Here is a 12,935-nt window from a genome sequence, read left to right on the forward strand (position 1 = left end):
TGGACGCACGGCGCTCTAATTGAGTTGTTGCGTTTGTGCCGCTGTGCAGGGCAACCTGCACCGGTTGAAATGCTATTGGAGGAAGAAGCCGCGATGCGTGATTCGGCCAGTGGCCCGCGCGTTTTGCTGAAACGGCTCCGCGAGCTCATGCAAGAGCCGCTGGAGCCGCAGGAGCGGCTTGACCGAATCGTGCGCGATATCGCCTCCAACATGGTTGCCGAGGTCTGCTCGCTCTATGTGCTGCGCGCCGATTCGGTGCTCGAACTCTACGCCACCGAAGGCCTGAACCCGAACGCCGTCCACCTGGCGCAGCTCAGGCTGGGCCAAGGCCTGGTCGGCACGATCGCGGCCTCGGCGCGGCCGCTCAACCTCTCCAATGCACAGGAGCATCCTGCCTTCGCCTACCTGCCGGAGACAGGGGAAGAAATCTATAATTCCTTCCTCGGCGTGCCGGTGCTGCGGGCAGGGCGGACACTCGGCGTCCTGGTCGTGCAGAACAAGACCATGCGCCATTATCGCGACGACGAGGTCGAGGCGCTGGAAACAACGGCGATGGTGATCGCCGAGATGATCGCCACCGGTGATCTGGAGCGGCTGACAAGGCCCGGCCTCGAGCTCGATCTGCGCCGCCCGGTAAGCTTTACCGGCCTATCCTTCAACGAAGGCGTCGGTCTCGGCCATGTGGTGCTGCACGAGCCGCGCATCGTCGTCACCAATCTTTTCAACGAGGACAGCGAGGAAGAGGTCAGGCGGCTCGACGCGTCGCTCGGCTCGCTCAGGCTCTCCATCGACGACATGCTGGAGCGCCGCGACGTCGCCTTCGAGGGCGAGCATCGCCAGGTGCTCGAAGCCTATCGCATGTTCGCCAACGACCGCGGCTGGGTGCGCCGGCTCGAGGAGGCGATCCGCAACGGCCTGACCGCCGAAGCGGCGGTCGAAAAGGTGCAGAGCGACATGCGTGCCCGCATGCTGCACATGACCGATCCATATCTGCGCGAACGGATGAGCGATTTCGACGATCTCGCCAATCGGCTGCTGCGGCAGCTGATGGGGCGCGGACCGGAGGACGTCGCGGCCTCGCTGCCCAAGGACGCCATCATCGTCGCCCGCTCGATGGGTGCTGCGGAGCTGCTCGATTATCCCAGGGACAAGCTGCGCGGGCTGGTGCTGGAGGACGGCGCCGCGACCAGCCATGTCGTCATCGTGGCGCGGGCCATGGGCATACCGGTCGCCGGCCAGATGAAGGGCGCCGTTTCCATGGCGGAAAACGGCGATGCCATCATCGTCGACGGCGAGGAAGGCGCGATCCATCTGCGCCCGCAGCCCGACCTCGAGGCGGCCTATGCCGAGAAAGTGCGTTTCCGGGCGCGCCGGCAGGAGGTCTACCGCGAGCTGCGCAAGAAGCCGTCGGTGACCAAGGACGGTGTCCAGGTCGACCTTCTGATGAATGCCGGGCTGGCGGTCGACCTGCCGCAACTGGCCGAAGCGGGCGCGGCCGGCATCGGCCTGTTCCGCACCGAGCTGCAATTCATGGTCGCCTCGACCTTTCCGCGCGCGGAAGCCCAGGAGCGCTTGTACCGTGACGTGCTCGAGGCGGCGCGCGACAAGCCGGTGACGTTCCGCACCATCGATATTGGCGGCGACAAGGTGCTGCCCTATTTCAAGGGCTCGATCCAGGAGGAAAATCCGGCTCTCGGCTGGCGGGCCATCCGCCTGACGCTCGACCGGCCAGGATTGCTGCGCACCCAGATCCGCGCGCTGCTCAAGGCGTGCGGCGGACGCGAACTGAAACTGATGCTGCCAATGGTGACGGAACTCGGCGAGATCGCGCAGGCGCGCGAGATCATCGACCGCGAGGTCCGGCATTTGTCGCGCTTTGCCCATCATTTGCCGACCAGCCTCAAGGTGGGGGCGATGCTGGAGGTGCCGTCGCTGCTGTTCCAGCTCGACGAGTTGATGAAGGCGGTCGATTTCGTCTCGGTCGGCTCGAACGACCTGTTCCAGTTCGTCATGGCGGTGGACCGCGGCAACACCCAATTGTCCGACCGCTTCGACCCGCTGTCGACGCCGTTCCTGCGTGTTTTGAAGCAAATTGCCGATGCCGGGGCTCGCAACCAGACGCCGGTGACCTTGTGCGGCGAACTTGCCGGCAAGCCGATCTCGGCGATGGCGCTGATCGGCCTTGGCTACCGCTCGATCTCGATGTCGCCGGCATCGATCGGCCCGGTCAAGGCGATGCTGACGGAACTGCCGCTCAGCGAGTTGGAAGCGTTCTTCGACGACAATCTGATGGCGCCGGCGCATGGCCTGCCGATGCGGGCGCTGCTGCAAGCCTTTGCCGACGACCGCTCTATACCGCTATAGACTTCGCCATGATCAACCTGCCCCGCGACCGTATGGATCAAGTCGTCAAGCGTTTCGACATGCTCGAAGCGCAGATGTCGGCCGGGCCAGCGCCGGACGCCTATGTCAGGATGGCCTCCGAATATGCCGATATCCAGGAGATGGTGGCAAAGATCAGGGCGCTGCGCGCCGCCGAGCGCGAACAGGCCGATCTGGAGGCGATGCTCGCCGACAAGGGCACCGACGCCGAGATGCGGGCCTTGGCCGAGGCCGACCTGCCAGGGGTCAAGCATCACATCGAGGCGCTGCAGAAGGACATCCAAATCCTGCTGTTGCCCAAGGATGCCGCCGACGACAAGAACGCCATCCTCGAGATCCGCGCCGGCACCGGCGGCGACGAGGCGGCCCTTTTCGCCGGCGACCTGTTTCGCATGTACGAGCGCTATGCCGCGGCGCATGGCTGGCGTTTCGAGACGGTGTCGGCCAGCGAGGGTGAGGTCGGCGGCTACAAGGAAATCATCGCCACCGTTTCGGGCAAGGGCGTCTTTGCCCATCTGAAGTTCGAATCCGGCGTGCACCGGGTGCAGCGCGTGCCGACGACCGAAGCGGGCGGACGCATTCATACCTCGGCGGCGACGGTCGCGGTGCTGCCGGAAGCCGAAGAGGTCGACATCGACATCAGGGCCGATGACATCCGCATTGACACGATGCGCGCCTCGGGTTCCGGCGGCCAGCACGTCAACACCACCGATTCGGCCGTGCGCATCACCCATCTGCCGACCGGCATTATGGTGGTGCAGGCGGAAAAGTCGCAGCACCAGAACCGGGCGAAGGCCATGCAGATCCTGCGCGCCAGGCTCTACGACCTCGAGCGCAGCAAGGCGGACGAGGAACGTTCCGAATCGCGCAAGTCGCAGGTCGGCTCGGGCGACCGCTCGGAACGCATCCGCACCTATAATTTTCCGCAGGGTCGCGTCACCGATCATCGTATCAACCTGACGCTCTATAAGCTCGACCGGGTGATGATGGGCGAACTCGACGAGATCATCGACGCGCTGATCGCCGATCACCAGTCGAAGCTGCTCGCCGATATCGGCATCGATGGCTGACAGCCTGCCCGCCACGCTGGCGCCGCTGCTGCGGGAGGCGCGAAACCGGCTCACCGCAGCCGGGATCGCGGATCCGGCGCTCGATGCCAGGCTGATCGTCGAGCATTTTTCCGGCACCAGTCGCACGCAGGCCATCGCCGATCCCGGGCGCGCTGTCGATGCGGACGTGACGGCGGTAATCGAAGCCGCCTTGCGGCGGCGCATCGCCGGCGAACCGGTGTACCGCATCCTCGGTTATCGCGAATTCTACGGCTTGCGCCTGTCGCTTTCGCCGCAAACGCTGGAGCCGCGGCCGGATACCGAAACGCTGGTCGAGGCTATACTGCCCTTCGTCAAGGCAATGGCGGCAAGCGAGGGCGACTGCCGCATCCTCGATCTAGGGACCGGTACCGGTGCCATCGCGCTGGCGCTGCTCAGCGCCGTTCCGGCCGCGACCGCCACCGGCGTTGACATTTCGCAGGAGGCGCTGGCCACAGCCATGCGTAATGCCGGGGAATTGGGGCTCGCCGGCCGGTTCACGCCACTCAAATCCGACTGGTTTGAAAAAGTTTCTGGCCGGTACCATGTAATTGTCGCAAACCCTCCCTATATACCCTCAGACGACATTGGAAATCTGCAGGACGAGGTCCGCGGTTTCGATCCACGCCAGGCCCTCGATGGCGGCGTGGACGGTCTGAGCCCCTACAGGAAGATCGCCGCGGGAGCGGCAGCGTATTTGGAACTCCAAGGCAGAATTGCGGTCGAGATCGGCCATACGCAGCACCAACAGGTTACGGAGATATTCTCCGCGGCCGGGTACCGTTCGGTCGGGGTGTTTCGTGATCTCGGCGGAAACGACAGAGTTCTTGTGTTCGAACGGTGGAAGCCGTGATGCAGTGCGAAAAAAGCGCTTGGCAATACCGGGGAATGCGGCTAGGGTCGCGTTAACCGGATGAGACGAAGCAGGCAGTGCTCTTAGCGATTCGGTTTTCCTTGGAAATAGCTGCCTTCTTGCGCAAACGACGCCCAAGCTTCGTGCGGGAATCGTCCGGCAAGTGAAGTAACCGGAACAGGATGGCACGTGGCGCCAACGCAATTGATGCGGGCGAACGCCGGTGAAGGAACGAAACGGCTGGCCGCATGAGCGCCTCCGTTCGTGAAGAGTTTTTCGAAAATTTCAAAGTGAAGAGAGTCTAATGAGGCCACAACAGCAAAACAGGCGCATGCGCGGTCGCAACAACAGTGGCGGCGGCGGCAACAACAATAACAACAACAATCGTAAGGGGCCAAATCCCCTGACGCGTAACTATGAGAGCAACGGCCCGGACGTGAAGATCCGCGGATCGGCTCAGCAGATTGCCGAGAAGTACGCAACCCTTGCCCGTGACGCGCAAAGCTCCGGCGACCGGGTGATGGCGGAAAACTATCTCCAGCATGCAGAGCACTATAACCGCATCATCGCAGCCGCTCAGGCGCAGATGCCGATCCAGAACGCCCAGCAGAATCGCGACGATTTCGACGATGACGGCGACGAGGATCGCGACGAGTTCGACAATGCCGGCAACAACAATGCCAACGAGGCATCGGCTTCGGCCAATCACGGGGCCGGCCCGCAGCCGGTCATCGATGGCACGCCGGCCGAGCTGGCGCTGAACCAGGAAAACAGCCGCGACAATCGGGGCGGCCGCGACAACCGTGACGGCCGCGACAACAATGGCGGACGCCACCGCGACCGTCGCCCCAATGGCGGTTACGGCCAGAACGGCCAGCGCGGCGAGTATGGCGCGCGCGGCGAGCAGCAGGGTGGCCAACGCGTCGAACAGCCACGGCGCGACGAGACGCCGGCGCAGGCGGAGCCCGTGCCGGCCGCTGAGCCGGTCTTTGTGAGCGAGCCCGCACCGCAATTCGAAAACCTTTCGCCAGCGGGTCTCGCCGCCCAGGCCGAGCTCAACGAAGCCGCGGCCGAAAACAGCCCGGCACGCCGCCCCAGGCGTCCGCGCCGTCCGCGGCTCGATGTCGAACAGGCAAATGGCGGCAACGACAATGCCGTCCCTGACAGTGCCGAGACTGGCAAGGTCGATGCAGCGCCGGCTGAAGACGCAGGCGGTCAACCTATTATTGCCGACGTCGAGAATTGATCGAAGAAACGTTCAGGCGATCTTAGCGCATCGTTTACCCTAGGCGGCGGAGAGAAATCTCCGCCGTTTTTGTTTGCGCGCTCGGAATATTATGCGTTCGCCAGTGTCGAGTCTTGAGGGGCCATGGTTTGCGTCCCATATCTTGCGTGAACAGGATCCGGCTCGAACGGGCGGGTCCGTCACCGCAATCTGATCCGGTGCCGCGAAGCGGGCCGGTGACGGAAGGAGACAGGCATGAATCTTGAAAAATATTCCGAGCGCGTGCGCGGCTTTATCCAGTCCGCGCAAACCATGGCGCTTTCCCGCAGCCACCAGCAATTCACCCCCGAGCATATTCTCAAGGTCCTTGTCGATGACGACGAGGGCCTGGCTGCGTCGCTGATCGAGCGCGCCGGCGGCAATGTCCGTGACGTCAAGCTCGGCGTCGAAACGGCACTGGAAGCAATGCCCAAGGTCGAGGGCGGCAATGGCCAGCTCTATTTGGCGCAGCCGCTGGCAAAGGTGTTCTCGACCGCCGAGGAACTGGCCAAGAAGGCCGGTGACAGCTTCGTCACCGTCGAACGGCTTTTGCAGGCGCTGGCCATGGAAAAATCGGCCAAGACCGCCGACATCCTGTCCAAGGCCGGTGTCACGCCGCAGGCGCTGAACCAGGTCATCAACGACGTACGCAAAGGTCGCACCGCCGATTCGGCGAGCGCCGAGCAGGGCTACGACGCGCTGAAGAAATACGCGCGCGACCTGACGGCGGACGCCCGCGCGGGCAAGCTCGATCCGGTCATCGGCCGCGACGACGAAATCCGCCGCACCATCCAGGTGCTGTCGCGCCGCACCAAGAACAACCCAGTGCTGATCGGCGAACCCGGCGTCGGCAAGACGGCGATCGCCGAAGGGCTGGCGCTGCGCATCGTCAATGGCGATGTGCCGGAATCGCTCAAGGACAAGCAACTGATGGCGCTCGACATGGGGTCGCTGATCGCCGGCGCCAAGTACCGCGGCGAGTTCGAGGAGCGGCTGAAGGCGGTGCTTTCCGAAGTCACGTCTGCCGCCGGCGGCATCATTCTGTTCATCGACGAGATGCACACGCTTGTCGGTGCCGGCAAGGCGGATGGCGCCATGGACGCGTCGAACCTGCTGAAGCCGGCGCTCGCCCGCGGCGAACTGCATTGTGTCGGCGCAACCACGCTCGACGAATACCGCAAGCATGTCGAGAAGGATGCGGCCCTTGCCCGCCGCTTCCAGCCGGTCTTCGTCAATGAGCCGACGGTCGAAGACACTGTCTCGATCCTGCGCGGCCTGAAAGAGAAATACGAGCAGCACCACAAGGTGCGCATCTCGGATTCGGCACTGGTCGCGGCCGCTACACTGTCAAACCGCTACATCGCCGACCGCTTCTTGCCGGACAAGGCGATCGATCTCGTCGACGAGGCCGCCTCGCGGCTCCGCATGCAGGTCGATTCGAAGCCCGAGGCGCTGGACGAGATCGATCGCCGCATCATGCAGCTCAAGATCGAGCGCGAGGCGCTCAAGGTCGAGAAGGACGATGCCTCGAAGGACCGGCTCGCCCGGCTTGAGAAGGAACTCTCGAACCTCGAGGAGGAATCGACCGAGCTGACCTCGAAATGGCAGGCCGAGAAGCAGAAGCTCGGGCTTGCCGCCGACCTCAAGAAGCAGCTCGACGAGGCGCGCAACGAACTTGCCATTGCCCAGCGCAAGGGCGAATTCCAGCGCGCCGGCGAACTTGCTTACGGCAAGATCCCGGAACTCGAAAAACAGCTGAAGCAGGCTGAAGCCAGGGACGGCAAGGCCGGCATGGTCGAGGAAGTGGTCGGTCCCGATCACGTCGCCCATATCGTGTCGCGCTGGACGGGGATCCCGGTCGACAAGATGCTGGAAGGCGAGCGCGACAAGCTGTTGCGCATGGAAGACGAGGTCGGCAAGCGCGTCGTCGGCCAGGGCGAGGCGGTGCAGGCGGTGTCAAAAGCGGTGCGCCGTGCGCGCGCCGGCCTGCAGGACCCGAACCGGCCGCTCGGCTCGTTCATGTTCCTCGGGCCGACGGGCGTCGGCAAGACCGAACTGACGAAGGCGCTGGCCAGCTTCCTGTTCGACGACGAGAGCGCGATGGTGCGCATCGACATGTCGGAGTTCATGGAGAAGCATTCGGTCGCCCGGCTGATCGGCGCGCCTCCCGGCTATGTCGGCTACGAGGAAGGCGGCGCGCTGACCGAAGCGATACGGCGGCGGCCCTATCAGGTCGTGCTGTTCGACGAGATCGAGAAGGCGCATCCTGATGTCTTCAACGTGCTGCTGCAGGTGCTGGACGACGGCCGGCTGACCGATGGGCAGGGCCGCACGGTCGATTTCCGCAACACGCTGATCATCATGACATCGAACCTCGGCGGCGAATATCTGGTCAATCTCGGCGAGGACCAGGATGTCGACGTCGTGCGCGACGAGGTGATGAATGTCGTCAGGGCTTCGTTCCGGCCGGAATTCCTCAACCGCATCGACGAGGTGATCCTGTTCCACCGGCTGCGCCGCCAGGATATGGGCCAGATCGTCCAAATCCAGCTCAAGCGGCTGGAAAACCTGCTTGTTGACCGCAAGATATCGCTTTCGCTCGATCAGGAGGCGATCGACTGGCTGGCGGCCAAGGGTTACGACCCGGCCTATGGCGCGCGGCCGCTGAAGCGGGTGATGCAGAAGGAATTGCAGGACCCCCTGGCGGAAAAGATCCTGCTCGGCGAGATCCTCGACGGCTCAACTGTCAAGGTCACCGCCGGCTCCGACCGCTTGAACTTCCGCTCGAAGCCCGCGGTCGTGGCAACCGAGGCAGCCGCCTGAGCTCAAGCCAAAAGCCTGTTCCATCCCGATCGAATCGGGATGGAATTCCTATCTTCAATCTCGACCATGATCCTTTCCGAAAAACCGGCATACCCTTTTGTTACGCCGGCCTTCGGTTCATGGTCCAACATCACTGGCGGGGCGCAGATGACGCTGGACGACTATAACAGCTTCTGCGCCTCGCTGCCTTCGGCGACCCATGTCGTGCAGTGGGGCGGCGCGCATGTCTGGAAGGTCGGCGGCAAGGTCTTCGCGATCGGCGGCTGGGGTGAGGGCAAGGAGCCGTTCGTTACCTTCAAATGCTCCGACATCGCCTATGACGTGCTGAGGGAGCAGCCGGGCCTTCGGCCCGCGCCGTATCTTGCCTCACGCGGCATGAAATGGATCCAGCGCCAGACCGGCGAAAGCATGGATGATGGCGCGCTGAAGGATTATTTGCGCGAAAGCCACCGTCTTGTCGTGCTGAAGCTGACGAAGCAGGCGCGCAAGGAATTGGGACTCGCTGCCGGTTAATCGGTCAGAAATCCGCCATCTTCATGCCCGGTTCATATTGGAACCTTCGTTGGCAACTGATTTGCTGGCGAAGGGGTTCGCCTACCACATCGGCCCGAAATCGAGTTTTGATTTTCGCAAAGCACGATGCGGAGATTTAAAGCGTTAGAGCGTCCTTTGCGCGTCGAAAAAGACGCGCGGCGCTTTGAAGAGACAATGCCGGCGGCGGCAATTACGGACCGGAGAATTTGGCCATCATGTTGCGCACCATCTTCACCCTTTCAGCGCTTGCTGCCGGGCTGCTGGCGTCGAATGCGATGGCCTCGCCAATAGTGGATACCGCGCCACGGGTGGTTCGTGCCGCCAATGGCGGCGGCATTCTTGTCGCCCAGAACGGCAATCTCGATATCTACTACGATGCCAGGGGAAACCGCGTCATCGTCGATGCGGAGACCGGCAAGGTCATCGCCATCCAGCCGCCGCAGACCAGGCTCGACCGCCGCGCCTTGCGCCGCGAGCGCTTGCGCAACCTCGGACCGGTCGAGGACGACCCCTATTATCTCGACGACCCTGAGGACACGGCGCGGTTCCGCCGCAGGCAGATGGAAGACGAGGGCAGGGTCATCATACCGCCGGCTGACGAGTACGACCCCTATGGCGACAATTCGGTGGAAGCCTTCCCCGAAGCGCCACGGGATGACGGCTACGGCAACGGTTATCCGGAGGCAGCGCAGCCGGTAAAGCCGCGCACCATCGAGCGCCAGCCGCTCAACGAGGCCTCGATCGAGCCGGTCGAGCCGACGGTGCCGAACGAGCAGGCGGCCCTACCGCCAGACACAGCCCCGCCGCCAAGCACTGGCGGCAAGACGGCGGTCGACCCGTCGCTTGCGCTCGGCGCCCGCGAGGACGTGGCGGCACTGCAGGTGCTGCTCGACCGTGCCGGTGCATCGCCCGGCGTCATCGACGGACGCTTCGGCTCGAATGTCGACAAGGCGCTCGCCGCCTATAATGAGATCACCGGCAGCAATCTGAAATCGACCGACGCAATCGGCATCCAGGCGGCCCTGGCGCAATCCGGCGGCGATGCCTTCGCCTCCTATACGATCACGCCCGAGGATGCGGCCGGTCCCTATGTCGCTTCGATACCGGAGGACTACAGCCAAAAGGCCCAGCTCGATCGGATGGGCTACACGTCGGTACCCGAAGCGTTGGCCGAGCGCTTCCATATGGATGAAACCTATCTGAACAAGCTCAATCCGGACGCCAATTTCAATCGTCCGGGCACCATCATCAAGGTCGCCAATTTCGGCAGGCTGGTGGCGACGCCGGTGGCGCGCATCATCGCCGATAAGTCCAATAAGCAGGTCCGCGCCTATGATGCGGCGGGCAAGCTGGTCGCAGCCTATCCGGCGACTATCGGCTCGTCCGACACGCCGTCGCCGTCCGGCACGCATGCGGTGTCGCGTGTCGCATTGGACCCGAACTACACCTACAACCCGAACATCAATTTCAAGCAGGGCGAAAACGACAGGATCCTGACCATCCCGCCGGGGCCGAACGGCCCGGTCGGCTCGGTCTGGATTGCGCTGGACAAGCCGACCTACGGCATTCACGGCACGCCGGATCCGTCCAAGATCGGCAAGACCGAAAGCCATGGCTGCGTGCCGCTGACCAATTGGGACGCGCGCGAGCTTGCCAAGATCGTGACGCCCGGCGTTACGGTGGAGTTCGTCGAGTAGGGCATGTTGATATTCAGGTGATGCCGGCCTGCAAACGGCGGCTTCCTCCGCTTCCGGTGCTCACGTACTCAAAAGTACGCTCCGCTCCGGTTCTCGGAAGCCACCATTTTCGGCTCGGCCTGACCTGAATCTCAACACACCTAAAGCGGACAGGCGTCGCTCCATTCACCCGATGACCTTGCGCAGCAGTGGCGCGCGCGGCGCTGCGGCATAGATCAGCTGCACCACCAGGATGAAGCCGACGCTGAGCAACGGGCTGATCAGGCAGAGAGCAGCGCCGACGGCCCACAGGATCTGTGCCTTGACGATGCGCAGATAGACCGTTCGGGTGGTCTCCGCGTCGACACCTTCGGCCAGAAATCCGTTTTTGTCCGCGGAGCGCCAACTGGCGAGCAGCGTCAGTCCGAGCATCAAAAGATTGAACCAGTAGACGAGTACCGCAGTCCTGAATTCGAGGAAGTCGGCGAGAAGGTCGGTCGAGAACGGCAGCAAGGCGATGAAGCCGAGGAAGCAGAGGTTCAGCGTGGCAAGCCGCCGGTCGGATTTTGCAATCAGCCCGTGTTGCGCCTGCTGGCCGAACCAGAAGATGGTCAGCGTCAGGAAGCTGAGCGCATAGGTCAGGAAGCGCGGCGCCAGTGCTGTGATCGCTGTGATCAACTCGCGTTCGGAATGCACCGTTTCATGCGCCGGCACCCTGATCTCGAGAACGATCAGGGTGAGCGCGATGGCGAACACGCCGTCGGTGATGCCGACAACGCGCCCGCGTCCTTCCGCCGAGGGTTCGAGCGGCCGTTTCATGCGGTATTTCCCCCTTGTCTGTAGCGCTGCGAGAAGCTTAGCACGGCACTTGCCGTTTGCACCCTGAGCGGCGTGATCCTGCCTGTGTGGCCAGGTTGGACCTGGTTTCAACGAGAACAGTCTGCTGGCCGGTTGTCGCCGGCGCGCCGGCGATCTAGGTAAGGCGGCATGCACACGCCAACCAAAGTCGGTACCGGCGCCGTTCCCCTGACCGGCTCACTTCCCGCCGATACGTTCTGTCCACAGGCGCAGCGGCGGTTCGTGCTGATCGCCGCGATCCTGGCTTCTGCACTAGGCTTCATCGACGGGTCGGTCCTGGCCATTGCGACGCCGGCGATCCGCGTCGACCTCGGCGCCAGCCTCGCCGAGGCACAATGGATTTCCAATGCCTACGCATTGACACTCTCAGCCCTCATTCTCGTCGGCGGCGCCGCCGGCGATCGCTTCGGCCTGCGCCACTCCTTCGTCGCCGGCATCGTCCTGTTCATTGCCGCCTCGCTTGCCTGCGCGCTGGCGCCTGACCCGGCGGTGCTTATTGCGTTTCGGGCTATCCAGGGTGTCGGAGCGGCCATCACGGTGCCGGGCAGCCTGGCCATTATCGCCAAAGCCTATCCGAAAAAGGAACGCGGCCGGGCGATCGGCATCTGGGCCGCAGCATCAGCACTGACGACGGCGCTCGGCCCGGTGCTGGGCGGCTTCGTGCTGTCGGCGTTCGGCGACGGCATCTGGCGGGCGATCTTCGCCATCAATCTGCCGCTCGGCCTTATCTCGGTCTATCTTCTGCTGGCCAAGGTCCCTGCCGACGCGCCGGTGGAAAAGCGCAGCCTCGATCTCGGCGGCGCTGCACTCGCCATATTGGCGTTCGGAGCTCTCGCTTACGGTCTGACCTCGATCAGTGGCGACGGGGAGGGGCTGATGTCCGGCCCGAGTATTGCCGCCGGTGCGGTTTTGCTCGTCGTGTTCATCGTCTTCGAGCGCCGGCGGCGCGAGCCGATGATCGATCTGTCGTTGTTTCGGATCGGCGCGTTCGCGGGCGCCAATGTGGCGACCTTCTTCCTTTATTTTGCGCTGTCGGCCAATCTGTTCTATCTGCCGATGCTCATGATCGCCGGATGGGGGCTGAGCGCGGCCGAGGTCGGTTTCATCTTCTTGCCGCTTTCGGCATTGATCGCAGTGTTGTCCGGACCGGTCGGCCAGTGGTCCGACCGCATCGGGCCTCGCTTTCCGATCTCCAGCGGCAGTCTGGTTGTGGCTCTTGCCTTTGCCGGACTTGCCTTGCTGGCCTATTGGGGCATCCACAATTTCTGGATCGGGGTATTCCCGCTGATGGCATTGATGGGGCTCGGCATGGCGCTGGTGGTATCGCCGCTGTCGACGCGCGGGAAGGAGGGGGGGGGGGGGGAAGGGTAAGGGGGGGGGGGGGGGCTCCACAACACCCGCGGGCGCCAAGGCGGGGGGTGTGAGGGGGGGGGGGGGGGGGGGGGGGGGGGCGGGGG

Annotated in this window: 8 protein-coding genes and 1 pseudogene; 8 read left to right on the forward strand and 1 reads right to left on the reverse strand. The window is 63.8% G+C overall.

Translation table 11 applies throughout. The features are described from left to right. Nucleotides 1–93 precede the first annotated feature (93 nt). The 7 genes from ptsP to NKJ55_RS30340 all read left to right on the forward strand — a co-directional run bounded on the left by ptsP (nt 94) and on the right by NKJ55_RS30340 (nt 10,641). Nucleotides 94–2,364, forward strand: a complete 2,271-nt coding sequence (ptsP, locus tag NKJ55_RS30310; protein WP_352453081.1) for a phosphoenolpyruvate--protein phosphotransferase — start codon at nt 94–96, stop codon at nt 2,362–2,364. An 8-nt stretch (nt 2,365–2,372) separates the two neighbouring features. Further along, nucleotides 2,373–3,452 (forward strand): peptide chain release factor 1, encoded by a 1,080-nt coding sequence (prfA, locus tag NKJ55_RS30315; protein ID WP_352453082.1) that lies wholly within the window; start codon nt 2,373–2,375, stop codon nt 3,450–3,452. Continuing rightward, nucleotides 3,445–4,323 (forward strand): peptide chain release factor N(5)-glutamine methyltransferase, encoded by an 879-nt coding sequence (prmC, locus tag NKJ55_RS30320; RefSeq protein ID WP_352453083.1) that lies wholly within the window; start codon nt 3,445–3,447, stop codon nt 4,321–4,323. Before prfA ends, prmC begins: the two co-directional genes overlap by 8 nt. A gap of 304 nt (nt 4,324–4,627) precedes the next feature. Continuing rightward, complete coding sequence (locus NKJ55_RS30325; protein WP_352453084.1) at nt 4,628–5,569, forward strand: DUF4167 domain-containing protein; 942 nt, start codon at nt 4,628–4,630, stop codon at nt 5,567–5,569. Nucleotides 5,570–5,803: 234 nt separating this feature from the next. Further along, entirely contained in the window at nt 5,804–8,410 is a 2,607-nt protein-coding gene (gene clpB, locus NKJ55_RS30330) for an ATP-dependent chaperone ClpB (RefSeq protein ID WP_352453085.1), read from the forward strand. A 147-nt stretch (nt 8,411–8,557) separates the two neighbouring features. Then, entirely contained in the window at nt 8,558–8,923 is a 366-nt protein-coding gene (locus NKJ55_RS30335) for an MmcQ/YjbR family DNA-binding protein (RefSeq protein ID WP_352453086.1), read from the forward strand. A gap of 236 nt (nt 8,924–9,159) precedes the next feature. After that, nucleotides 9,160–10,641, forward strand: a complete 1,482-nt coding sequence (locus NKJ55_RS30340) for a L,D-transpeptidase family protein (RefSeq protein WP_352453087.1) — start codon at nt 9,160–9,162, stop codon at nt 10,639–10,641. Nucleotides 10,642–10,806: 165 nt separating this feature from the next. On the opposite strand, the gene NKJ55_RS30345 is transcribed toward NKJ55_RS30340, so the two are convergent. Continuing rightward, the gene (locus NKJ55_RS30345; protein ID WP_352453088.1) at nt 10,807–11,439 is read right to left on the reverse strand and encodes a TMEM175 family protein; all 633 of its coding nucleotides are present in this window, start codon (nt 11,437–11,439) and stop codon (nt 10,807–10,809) included. Nucleotides 11,440–11,607: 168 nt separating this feature from the next. Here NKJ55_RS30345 and NKJ55_RS30350 point away from each other — a divergent pair. Next, nucleotides 11,608–12,816, forward strand: a pseudogene (locus NKJ55_RS30350) (MFS transporter); the annotation flags it as partial. Nucleotides 12,817–12,935 lie beyond the last annotated feature (119 nt).

It is taken from the genome of Mesorhizobium sp. M0106 (assembly GCF_040322715.1).
In the GTDB taxonomy this organism is placed as follows: domain Bacteria; phylum Pseudomonadota; class Alphaproteobacteria; order Rhizobiales; family Rhizobiaceae; genus Mesorhizobium.